This is a genomic window from Agrobacterium sp. CFBP 3001 (assembly GCF_027871605.1).
Lineage (GTDB): Bacteria > Pseudomonadota > Alphaproteobacteria > Rhizobiales > Rhizobiaceae > Agrobacterium > Agrobacterium leguminum.
This window is the reverse complement of sequence record NZ_JAQAHD010000001.1, coordinates 540,300-556,462: the sequence shown is the minus strand read 5'-3', so window position 1 is coordinate 556,462 and position 16,163 is coordinate 540,300. Positions and strand designations below refer to the sequence as shown.

The window sequence follows — 16,163 nt, the reverse complement described above, 5'->3', positions numbered from 1 at the left end:
GAGAAGAAAACTCGCCTCACTCGTCACGCCTCCACACCCTGCCCGCGGTGAAACAGTTCCACCTGCATGTCGATCTGCCGTTTCAGATCGTCCTTGATGCCAGCCGATGCGTTCAGCACCTCTTCGGACTTCAGGAAATCCAGCACACCGAAACGGTGCACGGGCGGGCGCAGGAAAATATGCGGCGGGCGTAGCCTCAGTTTCAGGGCAATCGCCGCCTGCATCATCAGCTGGCTGGCGCCGAAGAGGCTGTCCAGCCGGTTCGGCATGGTGGTTCCGTCGCCTTCCGGGCCGCCGACGACATCGACGCCGATGACGATATCGGCGCGGTCCAGCAGATGCTCATAGGGCACCGGATTAAAAATGCCGCCGTCGATCATGATGCGGCCATCGATACGCACCGGCATGAACAATGCGGGAATGGCGGCAGATGCGGCCAGCGCCTGGATGATCTCGCCGCGTTCCACCACCACTTCGGTCTGGGCGTAATAATCCGTGGTTATCACTTTGAGCGGAATGGCAAGCTCGGAAAAATCCTTCGGCAGAGCCTGCGGCATCAGGGCGTGCAGGATGAGTTCGAGGTTGAATTGCCCGAGGCGAAAACCGTCCACCGCATGGCGCATCGATGCCGGGCCGAGGCTCCAGAGCCGGTTGGCGACCGAGCCTTTTCGTCCCATCAGTTCAAGTGTGTATTCACGGATTTCCCGGCCGGTCATGCCGGCCGCCATGCCAGCGCCGATGATGGAGCCGATGGACGAACCGGAAATCGCCACGGGCCGGATGCCGAGTTCGTCCAGCGCCTCGATGACGTTGATGTGGCAGATGCCGCGTGCGCCGCCGCCGCCGAGCGCCAGTCCAAAGGTCGGCTCATGGCCGCCCGCACCGTCACCTTCGAGAACCTCTTCCCCGGCGCGGACGATCGTTATGCTCTCGTTTACACCCTGCTCCATGCGAATACCCAAATTCTTTCCACGGCAAAGACTCTGCCTATTGCGCAAACAAGACAAGACCGTGGCGTGACGGGAAGGTGTTCCTGTTAGAGCGTTCTCGCTTTTCTTCGAATCGCGAAAACACTCTAACTCTTTGTTATGTCACATTTCCGGACGGAAAACCGGGCTCCGCTTTTCCTGGAAATGCTTTAGGGCTCGTAACGGTAGAAATGCATTTTCGTATCGCCGAAGATGCGGCTTTCGAGCGGTTTGAAAACCGGATCGACCTTGACCGTCACATCGCCGCGCTCTTCGAGGATGGCGAGCGCGCCGGGGTTCAGCCAGCCGCCGCCATGGGCGGCCGCGAAAGCCTTCTCGCCATGGCCATAGCCATAGGGCGGATCGGCGAAGAGAAGATCGAAGGGTTCGATATTGTTGACGCCGCCGAGCTTGGTGGCGTCACGCCGCAGGATACGGGCGCGGCCATGCAGACCCAGCGCATCGATATTTTCCCAGAGCAGCCCCCTGCCCTCGACGCCGTTTTCGACGAAGAGCGCCACGCGACAGCCGCGCGAAAGCGCCTCCAGACCGACCGCACCGGTTCCGGCAAAAACATCCAGAACGCGCGTGCCATCCAGACTTTCCGGATAGGCATGGCTCAGAATATTGAAGAGGCTTTCCCGCGTCCTGTCGATGGTCGGACGAATGGAATTCGATTTCGGCGCGGCCAAACTCCGGCCGCGGAACTCACCGCCTACGATCCGCATTACGTGTCATTCCCCTGCCTCCAGAAGGTTTGCCACCCGGGCCTTTGCCGCCCGGCTTGCCGCCGCCGGGACCACCGGGGCCTTTGCTCTTGCCTGAGAAACCCGAACGTTCGCCACGCTCGCCCGACTTTCCGAAAGATGGCTTGCCGAATCCGGATTTACCGGCCGGCTTGCCGCCACGGGGCTTGTCTCCCGCCGGGCGCTCGCCGCGTGGGCGGTCACCGTCTTCACGGGGCCTGTCGCGGAACGGACGGTCACCGAAAGGTTTTTCGCCACGTGGGCGGTCGCTGCGCGGGCGGTCACCCTCTTCGCGCGGCTTGTCACGGAACGGACGGTCGCCGAAAGGTTTGCCGCCGCGTGCCGGGCGGTCGCCGAAGCTCTTCTCACCGCGCGGACGGTCGCCCTCTTCACGCGGCCTGTCGCGGAATGGCCGGTCGCCGAACGGCTTTCCGCCGCGCCCACCACGATCACCGAAGCTCTTTTCGCCACGCGGACGGTCGCCACGTCCGCGACCACCTTCTTCTTCGCGGGGGGAATCCGAACGGATCCACTCGCCCTCGGCATCGGCATGCCGCACGACGTTGCGCCGCGCTTCGTCCTGGGCGGAAGGCTTCTTGAAGAGGTTTTCGGCTTCCGCGCGGGCGGAAGACTTGCGCTCCTTGCCGTCACGGGTGGGCCTTGCACCGGGCGCCATCCAGACATTGGCCGTACGGCTGGTGCCGGCGGCCTGGCGGGGGCGGCGGTCGTCGCCTTCATCCTCGCTGCGGCCCTTGGCGGCAAATTTCCCGGCGGGCTTGGAGCCGAACTTGCCAGCCGGCTTGTCGCCGCGCTTGGTATCGAGCCTTCCGAGCGCCTTTTCACGACGGTCCTCGGACTTGCCGCTCTTTTCGAAGCGCGGCTTGCTTTCCGGCGCATCGCTCTTTGCCCATTCGGATTTTACGGGCCGCTTCGGCGCGTCGTCTTCTTCATCCTCAACGGGCGCATTGTAGATCGGCGCGTCGAAATTGGCGCCGGCCTGTTCGATCAGACGCGGGCCGAGCTGGTCGCGCAGCATACGGCCGCGCACTTCCAGCACCTTGCCTTCAGCGAGATCGCCGAGCTGGAACGGACCGTAGGAAACGCGGATCAGCCGGTTGACCTCGAGACCGAGCGCGCCGAGCACGTTCTTGATTTCGCGGTTCTTGCCTTCACGCAGGCCCATGCTGATCCAGACATTGTGGCCCTGGGTACGGTCGAGCGTGGCGTCGATCGCGCCGTAGAGCACGCCATCGACGGCAATGCCTTCCTTCAGCTTGTCGAGTGCGGCCTGATCGACCTCGCCATGGGCGCGCACGCGGTAGCGGCGCAGCCAGCCGGTGGTCGGCAGTTCCAGCACGCGGGAAAGTCCGCCATCGTTGGTGAGCAGCAGCAGGCCTTCGGTATTGATATCGAGACGGCCGATGGACAGAACGCGCGGCAGTTCACCGGGCAGATTGTCGAAAACGGTCGGGCGGCCTTCCGGGTCGGAATTGGTCGTCACCAGACCGGCGGGCTTGTGGTAAAGCCACAGGCGCGTGCGTTCGGCGCCGCGAATCGGCATGCCGTCGACTTCGATCTTGTCGGACAGCGTGGCGTTCACCACCGGCGTATCCAGCTTGACGCCGTTCAGCGACACGCGGCCTTCCATGATCATGCGCTCGACATCGCGGCGCGAGGCGACGCCTGCGCGCGCCATGATCTTGGAAATGCGCTCGGGCTTGGAAGCGCCAACGGTTTCCGGCACCGGGGCGGCCTTTGCCTCGGTCGGTTTCTTTTCGCGCTCTGCGGCGGGCTTGCCGGGGCCTTTCGGCTTCCTGTCGCGGCTAAATGTCTTGCCGCCGTCACGCTTCGGCTTGTCTTTAAAAGTCATTTGCTGTTTGCCTGTTGTTTGGGCTGTCCTATCAGGTCCAAGCACAAGGGTTAAGAGGAAATTGAAACGCAATGGCCGAAAGGACGCATTTCATGGAGCTGGCGCTTTCGGAAGCCCGTGCCGCGGCTAAGCGGCAGGAGGTTCCGATCGGCGCGGTACTGGTTATGGACGGCCGCGTCATCGCCAGTTCCGGCAACCGCACCCGTGAATTGAACGATGTGACGGCTCACGCCGAAATCGCCGTGATCCGCATGGCCTGCGAAGCGCTGGAGCAGGAACGCCTGCCCGGCGCCGATCTCTACGTGACACTGGAGCCCTGCACCATGTGCGCGGCGGCGATTTCATTCGCCCGTATCCGCCGGCTCTATTACGGCGCGCGAGACCCGAAGGGCGGCGCAGTGGAGAGTGGCGTGCGTTTCTTCAGCCAGCCGACATGCCACCATGCGCCGGATGTCTATTCGGGACTGGCGGAAAGCGAAAGTGCGGAAATCCTGCGGCAATTTTTCCGCGAGAAACGTCTCGACGATTGAGCGACCGGCGGGAGGCGCAAGCTTTCCCGCGGGCCATCAGCCATTCGTTATTACTGGAAGGGGTTCCACCAGCTCTTGCCGGTATTTGCCACGGCCGCTTCTTTCTTGCGGCGCTTTTCCTTCTTCTGCTCCGGTTCGCCGAGATCGGTCAGCTGATCCTGCGGAACGCTGCGATATTCAGCCGGCGGATCGGTGAGGAACCTGCGCTGGGCGTTGACGACGGAGCCGCCCTGGGCTTCGGCCTTCGCCTTGCGGAAGGCTTCCCATTTCTGGGTTTCGGTCATCTGGCCGGCGGTGCCGTTGCCTGCAAGCAGCGGCGAGCGATAATGCGGGTTGTTCTTGTTCGCATCCGCCTCTTCGCGCAGGCGTTCGCGGGTTTCTTCCGGCGATTCGACCCATTGCGGATTGTTTTCGCGGCTTGCCATGTTCTGCTGCGGCTCTGCCAGCTGTTCGGCACGGGCCTGAGCGGGAACGACGAGGCCCGGGCGGGGGCTGTATTTCAGGTTGCGCTTTTCCTGGTCATTGCCGGTGATCGAGGTCGCGTTGCCAAGATCGTCGACAAGCTGTTCCGCCGCCGTCTTGCCCGTGCCGTAGGTCGGGCTCGTGCACGCGCCGAGCAACACGCCTATCGTCGTGATGCCAACAACCGTGCGAAACATGCCCAAACCCTGCGCATTACCCTGCATCGTCTTCATTGAAACCCTTCCAGCCGTCCGTCCCACTTCGCCAGACATCGTCTTTCGGCAGGCGGCAGCCCGCATTGCCGTGCAAATCCGGCCATTTTCAGGCAGGTGTACCGGATGAAGAGGCAAAGCGCAATTCATCCGGTCATTTTCGTTACGAGAGTGCGGCAAGCTCACGCAGGGCCGCTGCATCGCGGGCAGAAACGTCAGGATAATCCGGATCAGACCCGACATCGGTGGTGATGCGCCACGAACGCGCGCATTTTTCACCTTCCGCGAGCTTCTGCTCAACCACAACCTTCGGCACTTCCGGCAGGCGGAAGCCATCGGCCGGGCCTTCGTCACCCACAACCGTGATGGCCGAGGTGATGCAGATTTCGGCGAAGTCCTGATCCTTCAGCGCGGCCAGCAGATCGGCGTCGGCGATGTGGACGACAGGTGCCGCCTCCAGCGAGGAGCCGATGCGCTTTTCACGGCGCTCGACTTCAAGCGCGCCCGTCACGACGGTACGGACCTTGCGGATTTTCTCCCACTTCGCTTCCAGCGCATCGTTCTTCCAGTTTGCCGGGATTTCCGGGAACTGGGCGAGATGCACCGACTCCGCATCCGGGTAGCGCGACAGCCACGCTTCTTCCGTGGTAAAGGGAAGCATGGGGGCAAGCCACGTCACCAGGCAATCGAACAGCTTGGCGATGACCGACAGGGCGGCGCGGCGCTTTAGCGACGACGGCGCGTCGCAATAAAGCGTATCCTTGCGGACGTCAAAATAGAAGGCGGAAAGTTCGACATTGGCAAAGTCGATCAGCGCGCGGGTGATCTTCTTGAACTCGAAACCGTCATAACCCTCGCGAACCACGCCATCCAGTTCGGACAGGCGGTGCAGCACCAGCTTTTCCAGCTCCGGCAGATCGTCATAGGCGATCTCCTCGCCCTCAAAATGGGCGAGCGTGCCGAGCATCCAGCGGATGGTGTTGCGCAGCTTGCGATAGGCATCGACATTGGTCTGGATGATGGCCTTGCCGAGGCGCTGGTCTTCCCAGTAATCCGTGGTCATCACCCACAGGCGCAGGATGTCGGCACCCGACTGGCTCATGACTTCCTGAGGGGCGACCACGTTGCCGAGCGACTTCGACTGCTTGCGGCCCTGCTCGTCCATGGTGAAACCGTGGGTGACAACGGCATTGTAAGGCGCACGACCACGCGTCGCGCAGCTTTCAAGCAGCGACGAATGGAACCAGCCGCGATGTTGGTCGGAGCCTTCGAGATAGACATCCGCCGGCCACTTCAAGTCCGGTCGGTCTTCCAGCGTGAAGGTGTGGGTGCAGCCGCTGTCAAACCAGACGTCGAGGATGTCCATGACCTGCTGCCAACGGGCGTGGTCGTGGTCATTGCCGAGGAAACGTTCCTTGGCGCCTTCGGCGAACCAGGCGTCCGCACCTTCGGCCTCGAAAGCCTCGAGGATGCGGGCGTTGACGGCCTCATCGATCAGGACTTCACCCTTCTCATCCGCGAAGACGGCGATCGGCACGCCCCAGCTGCGCTGGCGCGACAAGACCCAGTCGGGGCGGCCTTCGATCATGGCGCGCAGACGGTTCTGGCCGGAGGCCGGAACGAAACGGGTCTGGTCGATGGCGGAAAGCGAACGCGAGCGCAGCGTGGTGCCGTCGCCCAGTTCCTTGTCCATATAGACGAACCATTGCGGCGTGTTGCGGAAGATGACCGGCTTCTTGGAGCGCCAGCTATGCGGATAGCTGTGCTTCAGACGGCCGCGGGCAAACAGGTTGTTTTCCGCGATCAGCGCCTTGATGACGCGGTCATTGGCATCGCCCTTCTTGCCGTTATCGTCCATGACGCGGGCAGCACCGCCTTCGGCCGACGGGCCGAAACCGGGGGCGTCTTCGGTGTAGAAACCGTCGTCGCCGACCGTGAACGGGATCTTAGAGGAGATGCCGCGCGCTTCCAGATCGCGCGCCTGCGCCATCCAAGCATCAAAGTCTTCGCGGCCATGGCCGGGGGCCGTGTGCACGAAGCCGGTACCGGCATCGTCGGTGACGTGATCGCCATCGAGAACCGGAACAGGGAAGGTGTAACCCAGCGATGCCAGCGGGTGGGCGCAGGTGACAGCCGCGAGCTCTTCCGCCTTCACGTCGCGCAGGCGTGTAAATTCGAGCTTTGCCTTGGCAAAGCATTCCGCTGCCAGCTTGTCTGCGAAGACAAGTTTTTCGCCGGGCTGCGGGCCGAAATCATTCGCAGCCGCCGTGACCTCATAAAGGCCATAGGCGATGCGTGACGAAAACGAGACGGCGCGGTTGCCGGGGATCGTCCACGGCGTGGTCGTCCAGATGACGATGGAAGCGCCATTGAGCTCCGCAGAACCTTCAACGACCGGGAACTTCACCCAGATCGTGTCGCTCTCGACGTCATGATATTCGACTTCCGCTTCCGCCAGCGCCGTGCGCTCCACGACCGACCACATGATCGGCTTGGAACCGCGGTAGAGCTGGCCGCTCTTGGCAATCTTCAGCAATTCGCCGGCGATGCGCGCTTCGGCGTGGAAGTTCATCGTCGTATAGGGGTTTTCAAAATCCCCCTCGATGCCGAGGCGTTTGAACTCCTCGGACTGGACCTTGATCCAGCCGGCCGCAAACTCACGGCACTCCTGGCGGAATTCGTTGACCGGAACTTCGTCCTTGTTCTTGCCTTTGGCGCGATAGGCTTCCTCGATCTTCCATTCGATCGGCAGACCGTGGCAATCCCAGCCCGGCACGTAATTGGCGTCGTAACCGCGCATCTGGAACGAGCGGGTGATGACGTCCTTCAGGATTTTATTGAGCGCATGGCCGATGTGGATATTGCCGTTGGCGTAGGGCGGGCCGTCATGCAGCACGAATTTTTCGCGGCCGGCGGCGGAGGCGCGCAGGCGTTTGTAGAGGCCCATTTCCTGCCAGCGTTTCACCGTTTCCGGTTCCTTCTGCGGCAGGCCGGCGCGCATCGGAAAATCCGTCTGCGGCAGATAGAGGGTGGAGGAGTAATCCAGTTTTTCTGCGGTGTCGCTCATAATCGTACCGTTGTTGCGCGCCGTGTCGGTCGCGCCGTCTCAATTTCAAAGAGGGCAAATACGGAAAGCGCCATGACCAAAGTCATGACAAGCGCCAAAATCCCGGACCTTCCGGCTCGTCAGAGCGGGCGGAAGGCCGGGCCAATAATTCGGCCAATCTGAGTTTTGAACATCAACCGGTATTGGGACATGGCCGGTTGTTTATGCGGTTTTCCGGCAAAAAGGAAGAGAAAAGCGACGGCAATATCGACCGGAACAGGGGCTGACCGGCCTTACCCGGTCAAAACGCGATCCTGGCGTCCAGTTCACTGAGCGGACGCACGCCCGATAACATCGCCCTCGCCTCTTCTTCATCGCGCCTGATCTGGGCGACGAGCGGATCGAGACCGTCGAATTTCAGCTCGTCGCGCAGGTGCCCGAAGAAGGAGACCGAACAGACCTCACCATAAAGATCGCCGGAAAAATCGAAGACGAATGTTTCGAGCAGCGCCGCACCGTTTTCGGTGACGGTCGGGCGGTAACCGAAGCTTGCCACGCCATCGCGGATCGAACCGTCCGGGCGTCGGAACCGCACGGCATAGATGCCCGCCTTCAGTTCCGTTTCCGGCGCCAGCGCCATGTTGGCGGTAGGATAACCCAGTGTGCGGCCGAGCTTCTGGCCGCCGATGACTTCGCTTTCCACCGTGAAGCGATAACCGAGCAGGCCTGCGGCGCCCGCTACATCGCCTTCGCACAGAAGCGAGCGGATCCGGCTGGAGGAGACGACATCCGCGCCCTCGTCACGGAAGGCATCCACCAGCGTCACGTCGAAGCCATGGCGTTTGCCGGCCTCCATCAGAAATGCCGGACCGCCTTCGCGGCCCTTGCCGAAATGGAAATCGAAGCCGGTGACGACAGCGCTGGCATGAAGCCAGTCGACCAGAATGGACTGGACGAATTCCTCCGCCGAGCGCTGCGAAAATTCCCGATCGAAGGGATATTCGATGACGGAGCGGAAACCGATCGCCTCAAGGATGCGCGCCTTCAGTGGCGCAGGCGTGAGACGAAAAACCGGCGTATCGGGACGGAAGACGGAACGGGGATGCGGCTCGAAGGTCAGCACCAGCGCGGGAACGCCACGGGCGTCCGCCAGCTCCAGGGCACGATCCAGCACAGCCCGGTGGCCGCGATGCACGCCGTCGAAATTGCCGATGGCGATGACGCCGCCGCGAAGAGCTTCCGGCAGCGGTTCCTTTTTTTCATTGCGGTGAAAAACGGTCATGGCAATCGATCCATTCCTGCGCCAGCTATTCCTTGAGGCAAGACGTCCTCAGGCGAGACGGGGCATCCACCAGCCGGGAGCAGCACCCTGCCCCTTGAGATAGGCATTGAGAAGCGCCTCGTCCGTCTGGCCGTTCAGCGTATATTCGGCGGCGTGAATTCCGCCGCTGATATAAAGAAGGTTGAGACCGCTCGCAATCGCGCCCTTCACATCCGTTGGCATGCCGTCGCCGATGGCGAGCACGCGATACTTGGCGAAGGCGCCGCGCACTTCTTTGGCCGCCGCAAGGCAGGCCTCATAGATCGGCGCATGCGGCTTGCCGGCAATGCGGACCTCGCCGCCGAGCTGTTCATAGTATGCGGCCATGGCGCCGGCGCATGGAATGATGCGCTCGCCGCGCTCCACTACCAGATCGGGATTGGCGCAGATCATCGGCACGTTGCGGGCAATGAAGCCCTTGAGCATTTCGGTATAGTCCTCGGGCGTTTCCGTCTCGTCATCGAAAAAGCCGGTGCAGACCACGGACTGCGCTTCCGCCTCGTCGACGCGCTCGACATCGAGACCGTCCAGCAGCGGCAGATCGCGTTCCGGGCCGAGCAGGAATACTTTTTTCGGGCCTTCCGCAATCAGGCCGCGGGTGACGTCACCGGAGGTGATGATGCGGTCATAGGCCTCATCCGGCACGCCGAGAACGCGAAGCTGGGCGATGACGCCGGGAGCGGGGCGCGGTGAATTGGTGATGAGCACCACCGTCTTGCCGGCCTCGCGCGCTTCCCGCAGCGCAACCGCCGCATCCGGAAAAGCGCTGACGCCATTGTGCAGCACGCCCCATACATCCGAAAGAATAACGTCGAACCCAGCCGTAATTTCGCCGAGAGTGAGAATGCGATGGGCCATGAGATGCTTTCCGGATGCGAGAAGAAGGTGAGCGTCACATCGCAAAGCGGGACGCCGATGGCAAGGAAAAAAGCGCCGCCAGACCGGTCTTTGGCCCCCTGACGCAGCATGAACACAAATGCCCCTTAGATGCGATGCGGCCGCAACGCACGAAAAGAATGTCGTCGCGGCGCGCATCCGCGCATGGGAAATTTCTGTCATGGAACGCTGATAACCATAAGCCATGAAATTTTTTAGACAGGGCGTTCTTGACTCCGGCAGAAGCCCTCCTTATCTCGGTTCCGCTGGCACTCGATAAAGGAGAGTGCTAACACCCATCAGGCGAGTTCCAAAAGCTCGCGCAGTCATTTGATCGAGGGATTAGACAATGACAAGCACCAATTTCCGCCCGCTTCACGATCGCGTCGTCGTTCGTCGCGTTGAGTCCGAAGAAAAGACCAAGGGCGGCATCATCATTCCCGATACCGCCAAGGAAAAGCCGCAGGAAGGCGAAATCGTCGCCGTCGGTTCCGGCGCACGTGACGAGGCCGGCAAGGTCGTCGCTCTCGACGTCAAGGTTGGCGATCGCGTTCTGTTCGGCAAGTGGTCGGGCACCGAAGTCAAGCTCAACGGCGAAGACCTTCTGATCATGAAGGAAGCCGACATCATGGGCATCATCGGCTGATTTCAGTCGACCCATCGTTTCCTTAAATTTCAAGCCGGACCCGGTCCGGCCATTCGAAACCAGGAGTTTTGAAAATGGCAGCCAAAGAAGTAAAATTCGGCCGCACAGCACGCGAAAAGATGCTCAAGGGCGTCGACGTTCTTGCTGATGCAGTGAAGGTAACCCTCGGCCCGAAGGGTCGTAACGTCGTTATCGACAAGTCCTTCGGCGCTCCGCGCATCACCAAGGACGGCGTTTCCGTCGCCAAGGAAATCGAACTGGAAGACAAGTTCGAAAACATGGGCGCACAGCTCGTTCGCGAAGTTGCCTCCAAGACCAACGACATCGCCGGTGACGGCACCACCACCGCGACCGTTCTGGCCCAGGCCATCGTTCGCGAAGGTTCCAAGGCAGTTGCTGCCGGCATGAACCCGATGGACCTGAAGCGTGGTATCGATCTGGCCGTTGCTGAAGTCGTCAAGGACCTTCAGGCCAAGGCCAAGAAGATCAACACGTCTGAAGAAGTTGCACAGGTCGGCACGATCTCTGCAAACGGCGAGCGTCAGATCGGTCTCGACATTGCTGAAGCAATGCAGAAGGTCGGCAACGAAGGCGTCATCACCGTTGAAGAAGCCAAGACCGCTGAAACCGAACTCGAAGTCGTCGAAGGCATGCAGTTCGACCGCGGCTACCTGTCGCCCTACTTCGTGACCAACCCGGAAAAGATGGTTGCGGACCTCGAAGACGCATACATCCTCCTGCACGAAAAGAAGCTCTCGAACCTTCAGGCCATGCTGCCGGTTCTCGAAGCCGTCGTTCAGACCGGCAAGCCGCTCGTCATCATCGCTGAAGACGTCGAAGGCGAAGCTCTTGCAACGCTCGTCGTCAACAAGCTGCGTGGCGGCCTCAAGATCGCTGCCGTCAAGGCTCCTGGTTTCGGCGACCGCCGCAAGGCCATGCTGGAAGACATCGCCATCCTGACCGGTGGTACCGTCATTTCCGAAGACCTCGGCATCAAGCTCGAAAACGTTACCCTCGACATGCTCGGCAAGTCGAAGAAGGTTTCGATCTCCAAGGAAAACACCACGATCGTTGACGGCGCCGGCCAGAAGTCCGACATCGAAGGTCGTGTTGCCCAGATCAAGGCTCAGATCGAAGAAACCACCTCCGACTACGACCGCGAAAAGCTGCAGGAACGTCTTGCCAAGCTCGCTGGCGGCGTTGCCGTTATCCGCGTCGGCGGTTCGACGGAAGTCGAAGTGAAGGAAAAGAAGGACCGCATCGACGACGCTCTCAACGCGACGCGCGCTGCTGTTCAGGAAGGCATCGTACCGGGCGGCGGCGTTGCCCTGCTGCGTTCGTCCACGAAGATCACCGCAAAGGGTGAAAACGACGACCAGGAAGCCGGTATCAACATCATCCGCCGCGCCCTGCAGGCTCTGGTTCGCCAGATTGCAGACAACGCAGGTGACGAAGCTTCCATCGTTGTCGGCAAGATCCTCGAGAAGAACGAAGACAACTACGGCTACAACGCCCAGACCGGTGAATATGGCGACCTGATCCAGCTCGGCATCGTCGACCCGGTCAAGGTTGTTCGTACGGCTCTGCAGAACGCAGCTTCGGTTGCTTCGCTGCTGATCACCACCGAAGCCATGATCGCCGAGCTTCCGAAGAAGGACGCTCCGATGCCGGCAATGCCGGGCGGCGGCATGGGCGGCATGGACTTCTAATCAGTCCTGTCACCGGATTAAGAAAGGGCGGTCTCCGGATCGCCCTTTTTTCGTTGCCGCCCATGCCCTTTAAGTGGTCCGGCGTCGCAAGCGCGCCCGACGGGCGGCATGGACTTCTAATCAGCCCTGTCACCGGATTAAGAAAGGGCGGTCTCCGGATCGCCCTTTTTCTTTGCCGCCCATGCCCTTTAAGTGGTCCGGCGTCGCAAGCGCGCCCGACGGGCGGGATGGACTTCTAATGGGTCCTGTCACCGGATTAAGAAAGGGCGGTCTTCGGACCGCCCTTTTTCTTTGCCGTGCCTGTGGGATTGACGGAAGGCGGCGCACCTTATCGACGCTCTCGCAAGAGATGCCTCATGAAATCAACAGGTTGCATAATTCTGAAGGCCGAAAGCGGAAGGGTTCGTGTATTGTCTCGTTTTGGAACAGGCGTGATTTTATCCGGCTATTTTTGCAACCCCATGCAATAATGGGGCACATCCAAGAGCGAATCACCACCCCATATGGGGCGGATTTCCACTCGGACCGGCTTATAAGTGCGCTATTTAGTTGTGCTTTTTCGCATGCCTCGCGATTTTGAAGAAGAAATACATAATATTTTTGATTTTCTCACTGGCTGGTTGTTGTAGGTAGGGGAAAATAAACTATAAGTCAGCCCCCGTAAGGGTTCCGCGACGGGGCGGCCAGCATTGAAAGGGGTTTCGATGCCTGGCAAATACGTTCGACTGCGGGTGGCGGTAAAGGTTCAACCTGGCAGTGGCGCTTGAAGAGGCGGCGCTGGCACGTGTTCAAGCGGGGGCGCGATTTGTTTGAAATATCAAGACGCAACGATGCTCTGCCTGCGGCGGTAACAGCCACGCCCGATCCCCGCACCCTGTCGCATTTCTTCATGTCGGAGGAGTGGAGCAGCGATCTTTCCAGTGGCGTCATCCGCCTCGGCGAACACGCATCGTTCATGCACGGCCTGCCGCCGGGCGAGTGCGGATTGCTCAGCCTTGTCCGCTGTTACGACCGCGCTGACCACGCCCGCGTTCTGGAACTTTTCGAGCAGGTTTCCACCGCACCTTCACGTTTCTGTTTTTCATCCGGCCTCTCCATCTTGCCGGCGATGCGGCAGCCGGTCATCTGCATGGGAGAATCTTCCGGCTTCGAAGACGGCCAGCAAGGGCGCATATCAGGGCTTTTCCTGTTTCCGCGCTTTGAGGATATTCGCTTCGCCGCCTGAACATGGCGGGACAGACGCCCAGCGCCGTTCACAAAATGAAGACGATTTGTCTTCTATTGTTCATCTTTATGGGCGGATGATTTTCGGTCATTGATATCTCCAGACATTGCAGTTCAACCGGCGACACGCCGATTATTTACCGGAGATATCCATGTCCAGCAGCCAGAACGTTCTCGTTCTCATCGCCCGTATTCTGCTTTCCTTCATCTTCATCACCTCGGGCTTCAGCAAGCTCGTCGATCCGGCCGGTACGGCCGGCATGATCACTGGTGCCGGCCTACCCGCTGCAACCGCGCTTGCCTATATTGCAGGCCTGTTCGAACTCGTTGCCGGTCTTGCCATTCTCGCTGGTTTCCAGACCAAAATCGCTGCCTGGGCGCTTGCCGTCTTCTGCGTCTTCACCGGTCTGGTGTTCCACAGCGGCACCGTTGCCGTACCCGGCTGGCCCGAGCCGGCTCTTGGCTGGATCAACACGCTGAACGGCATCATGATGGTGAAGAACATCACCCTCGCTGGCGCTTACATCCTGCTTGCCGCCTTCGGCCCCGGCGCCTACTCCGTCGACGCCAAGCGCGGCGCGGCTCTGGCCCACGCATAAGCCAAATGGATCGACCAACAAAAAAGCCGCCGGATCGCTCCGGCGGCTTTTTTTACGTCGTCAGACCGCAGCCCTGATGCGCGAGGCTATCTCCTGAACCGCCGCATCGCCGTCATGTTCCGGCTTGCGGGCGCGCACGAAGCAGGCTTCCGAACGGACGATGATGCCGTCGGAGAGAATTTTCAGGTGGTTGGCCTTCAGCGTCGAGCCGGTCGAGGTGATATCGACAATGATATCCGCCTGCCCTGCGGCCGGTGCACCTTCGGTCGCGCCAAGGCTTTCAACGATGCGATAAAGCTGAATGCCGTGCTGGCGCGAAAAGAACTGCTGCGTCAGCCGCCAATATTTGGTGGCGATGGCAAGCCTGCGGCCATGACGGGCGCGGAATTCCGAAGCGACATCGCCGAGATCGGCCATGCTGTCCACATCCAGCCAGATTTCCGGCACGGCGACCACGACATCCGCATGGCCAAAACCGAGGCGGGCGCAGAACTCCACCTGTGCATCGGCATTTGTCAGCCCTTCGCGCACAAGGTCCTCTCCCGTCACGCCGAAATCCACAGTGCCAGCGCCGATCTCGCGGGCGATCTCGGAAGCCGAGAGATAAGCGATCTCGATATCGTCGCGCCCTTCGATGCGGCCGCGATAGGAGCGGTCATTGCCGACAGCCGCGACTTTCAGCCCGGCGCGTTCCAGAACGGCGGAGGCGTCTTCCTTCATCCGGCCCTTTGAGGGTAATGCGATGGTGATCATGGCTTGTCGCTCCCACGCACCGCTTCGATGCGATCCAGCCAGAGCGAAAAGCCCACGGCCGGGATTTTTTCCTGTGCGCCGAGCAGGGTCAGCAGCCGGTCGAAACGGCCGCCACCGGCCAGCACACTGTCTCCACCCGCTTCCACCACCTCGAAAACGAGGCCGGTATAATAATCGAGCGGACGACCGAACGCCGCGCCATAGGTCACGGTTTCGAGATCGACACCGGCATTGGCGAGCGCTGCGACGCGTTTATCGAAAGCGGAAAGCGCGCCATCAAGCTTCAGTTGCGCCTTTGCGGCAAAATCCGCCAGAACCTGCGAGGCCTGCGGCAGAGGCGCCTTCAGGGCCAAGAACTGCTTGAGCAGCGCGAAGCTTTCATCCGGCAGGCGCGTGGCGGCAAGCGCCAGCTTCTCCCGCAGGCGGCGGGCGATTTCCTGCGGCGCGCGGCTGGCATTGGTGGAATAGCCGGTTTCCTGCATCACCGTATCGAGATAATCGACCAGCACCGTCTCGTCGCCCGTCGCCAGAAGGCCGGCGACCCGCGCGTCCAGCCCGGTCATCGGCTTGGGATGTACAAGGCTTTCCAGCAACGCGTCGAGCTGCGCCATATCGCCGAATGCCTGCACCAGCCGCTTCTGCCAGCCGAGCGGCAGGCCAAGGGCGGCAACCACCGCCTCGAACACCTGCTGGTCGCCCAGCGTGACGGCAAGCGCCCGGCCCGGCAGCAGGCGCTGCAGAATGCCGGTGGCGTCAATCACAGCGCGGGCGTCGGCGGCGGCAATATCGGTATCGCCGAGATCCTCGATGCCCGCCTGATAAAACTCGTTGGCACCTTCGCGGCGCTGGCGGAAGACTTCGCCGAGATAGGAATAACGCTTCGGCGTGCCGGTCGCCGTTTCGATATGGCGCAGGCAGACCGGGATGGTGAATTCCGGGCGCAGGCACAGGCTCTCACCCGTTTCGCTCTCCGTCATGAAGATACGGCGGCGCAAATCCTCGCCGGCCATATCCAGAAACGGTTCGGCGGGCTGGATGACGGGCGTGTTCACACGGCTCGTGCGGCGCGCGGCGAATTCTTCCAGTAGCTCTCCGGAAAATTCCGGCATGTCGATCAGGGGCATGGGATATTTCCTGTATACGCCGCTAGATACCCCCCTCTGTCACTTCGTGACATCTCCCCCTCAAGGGGGGAGATCAA

The 16,163-nt window shown here is 61.1% G+C and carries 14 protein-coding genes; 5 read left to right on the top strand and 9 right to left on the bottom strand.

Features of this window, described 5'->3' with window-relative positions; translation table 11 throughout:
- Positions 1–23: 23 nt before the first annotated feature.
- The 3 genes from PH605_RS02705 to PH605_RS02695 form a co-directional block, all read right to left on the bottom strand.
- The gene (locus PH605_RS02705; RefSeq protein ID WP_142778770.1) at positions 24–950 is read right to left on the bottom strand and encodes a patatin-like phospholipase family protein; all 927 of its coding nucleotides are present in this window, start codon (positions 948–950) and stop codon (positions 24–26) included.
- 188 nt (positions 951–1,138) lie between these two features.
- Positions 1,139–1,696: a 16S rRNA (guanine(966)-N(2))-methyltransferase RsmD gene (rsmD, locus tag PH605_RS02700; RefSeq protein ID WP_035259743.1), complete on the bottom strand. Its 558-nt coding sequence runs from the start codon at positions 1,694–1,696 to the stop codon at positions 1,139–1,141.
- Positions 1,677–3,584 (bottom strand): pseudouridine synthase, encoded by a 1,908-nt coding sequence (locus tag PH605_RS02695; RefSeq protein ID WP_142843982.1) that lies wholly within the window; start codon positions 3,582–3,584, stop codon positions 1,677–1,679. Before PH605_RS02695 ends, rsmD begins: the two co-directional genes overlap by 20 nt.
- Before the next feature lie 71 nt (positions 3,585–3,655).
- On the opposite strand from PH605_RS02695, the gene PH605_RS02690 reads away from it, so the two are divergent.
- Positions 3,656–4,114 carry a nucleoside deaminase gene (locus tag PH605_RS02690; RefSeq protein WP_003522940.1) on the top strand — a complete coding sequence of 153 codons (459 nt, stop codon included), beginning with the start codon at positions 3,656–3,658 and terminating at the stop codon, positions 4,112–4,114.
- Between the two features lie 50 nt (positions 4,115–4,164).
- Here the strand turns inward: PH605_RS02690 and PH605_RS02685 are convergent, their stop codons facing one another.
- The 4 genes from PH605_RS02685 to PH605_RS02670 all read right to left on the bottom strand — a co-directional run bounded on the left by PH605_RS02685 (position 4,165) and on the right by PH605_RS02670 (position 10,013).
- Positions 4,165–4,809 (bottom strand): hypothetical protein, encoded by a 645-nt coding sequence (locus tag PH605_RS02685; RefSeq protein ID WP_161987669.1) that lies wholly within the window; start codon positions 4,807–4,809, stop codon positions 4,165–4,167.
- A gap of 142 nt (positions 4,810–4,951) precedes the next feature.
- Complete coding sequence (gene ileS / locus PH605_RS02680; RefSeq protein ID WP_142843983.1) at positions 4,952–7,855, bottom strand: isoleucine--tRNA ligase; 2,904 nt, start codon at positions 7,853–7,855, stop codon at positions 4,952–4,954.
- A 280-nt stretch (positions 7,856–8,135) separates the two neighbouring features.
- Positions 8,136–9,116: a bifunctional riboflavin kinase/FAD synthetase gene (locus tag PH605_RS02675; protein WP_078051201.1), complete on the bottom strand. Its 981-nt coding sequence runs from the start codon at positions 9,114–9,116 to the stop codon at positions 8,136–8,138.
- A gap of 48 nt (positions 9,117–9,164) precedes the next feature.
- The gene (locus PH605_RS02670) at positions 9,165–10,013 is read right to left on the bottom strand and encodes a TIGR01459 family HAD-type hydrolase (protein WP_142843984.1); all 849 of its coding nucleotides are present in this window, start codon (positions 10,011–10,013) and stop codon (positions 9,165–9,167) included.
- A 367-nt stretch (positions 10,014–10,380) separates the two neighbouring features.
- Here PH605_RS02670 and groES point away from each other — a divergent pair, with 367 nt between their 5' ends.
- From groES to PH605_RS02650, 4 genes are all read left to right on the top strand, one after another.
- On the top strand, positions 10,381–10,677 hold the full coding sequence (gene groES, locus PH605_RS02665) for a co-chaperone GroES (protein ID WP_004440196.1): 297 nt from the start codon (positions 10,381–10,383) through the stop codon (positions 10,675–10,677).
- A 74-nt stretch (positions 10,678–10,751) separates the two neighbouring features.
- A complete protein-coding gene (groL, locus tag PH605_RS02660) occupies positions 10,752–12,386 on the top strand; it encodes a chaperonin GroEL (RefSeq protein ID WP_063947704.1) in 1,635 nt (544 codons plus the stop codon).
- Positions 12,387–13,170: 784 nt separating this feature from the next.
- Positions 13,171–13,611, top strand: a complete 441-nt coding sequence (locus PH605_RS02655; RefSeq protein WP_142843985.1) for a hypothetical protein — start codon at positions 13,171–13,173, stop codon at positions 13,609–13,611.
- A gap of 151 nt (positions 13,612–13,762) precedes the next feature.
- A complete protein-coding gene (locus tag PH605_RS02650; protein WP_142843986.1) occupies positions 13,763–14,209 on the top strand; it encodes a DoxX family protein in 447 nt (148 codons plus the stop codon).
- A 60-nt stretch (positions 14,210–14,269) separates the two neighbouring features.
- Here PH605_RS02650 and hisG read toward each other — a convergent pair whose 3' ends face one another.
- Both hisG and PH605_RS02640 read right to left on the bottom strand, forming a co-directional pair.
- Complete coding sequence (gene hisG, locus PH605_RS02645; protein ID WP_065654370.1) at positions 14,270–14,962, bottom strand: ATP phosphoribosyltransferase; 693 nt, start codon at positions 14,960–14,962, stop codon at positions 14,270–14,272.
- A complete protein-coding gene (locus PH605_RS02640; protein ID WP_142843987.1) occupies positions 14,959–16,086 on the bottom strand; it encodes an ATP phosphoribosyltransferase regulatory subunit in 1,128 nt (375 codons plus the stop codon). Before PH605_RS02640 ends, hisG begins: the two co-directional genes overlap by 4 nt.
- Positions 16,087–16,163: the final 77 nt, after the last annotated feature.

Coding starts and splice junctions, on each gene's coding strand:
- PH605_RS02690 (WP_003522940.1), top strand. CDS start 3,656: ATGGCCGAAAGGACGCATTTCATGGAGCTGGCGCTTTCGGAAGCCCGT.
- groL (WP_063947704.1), top strand. CDS start 10,752: ATGGCAGCCAAAGAAGTAAAATTCGGCCGCACAGCACGCGAAAAGATG.
- PH605_RS02640 (WP_142843987.1), bottom strand. CDS start 16,086: ATGCCCCTGATCGACATGCCGGAATTTTCCGGAGAGCTACTGGAAGAA.
- PH605_RS02685 (WP_161987669.1), bottom strand. CDS start 4,809: ATGAAGACGATGCAGGGTAATGCGCAGGGTTTGGGCATGTTTCGCACG.
- PH605_RS02705 (WP_142778770.1), bottom strand. CDS start 950: ATGGAGCAGGGTGTAAACGAGAGCATAACGATCGTCCGCGCCGGGGAA.
- groES (WP_004440196.1), top strand. CDS start 10,381: ATGACAAGCACCAATTTCCGCCCGCTTCACGATCGCGTCGTCGTTCGT.
- ileS (WP_142843983.1), bottom strand. CDS start 7,855: ATGAGCGACACCGCAGAAAAACTGGATTACTCCTCCACCCTCTATCTG.
- PH605_RS02695 (WP_142843982.1), bottom strand. CDS start 3,584: ATGACTTTTAAAGACAAGCCGAAGCGTGACGGCGGCAAGACATTTAGC.
- PH605_RS02670 (WP_142843984.1), bottom strand. CDS start 10,013: ATGGCCCATCGCATTCTCACTCTCGGCGAAATTACGGCTGGGTTCGAC.
- PH605_RS02675 (WP_078051201.1), bottom strand. CDS start 9,116: ATGACCGTTTTTCACCGCAATGAAAAAAAGGAACCGCTGCCGGAAGCT.
- PH605_RS02650 (WP_142843986.1), top strand. CDS start 13,763: ATGTCCAGCAGCCAGAACGTTCTCGTTCTCATCGCCCGTATTCTGCTT.
- hisG (WP_065654370.1), bottom strand. CDS start 14,962: ATGATCACCATCGCATTACCCTCAAAGGGCCGGATGAAGGAAGACGCC.
- rsmD (WP_035259743.1), bottom strand. CDS start 1,696: ATGCGGATCGTAGGCGGTGAGTTCCGCGGCCGGAGTTTGGCCGCGCCG.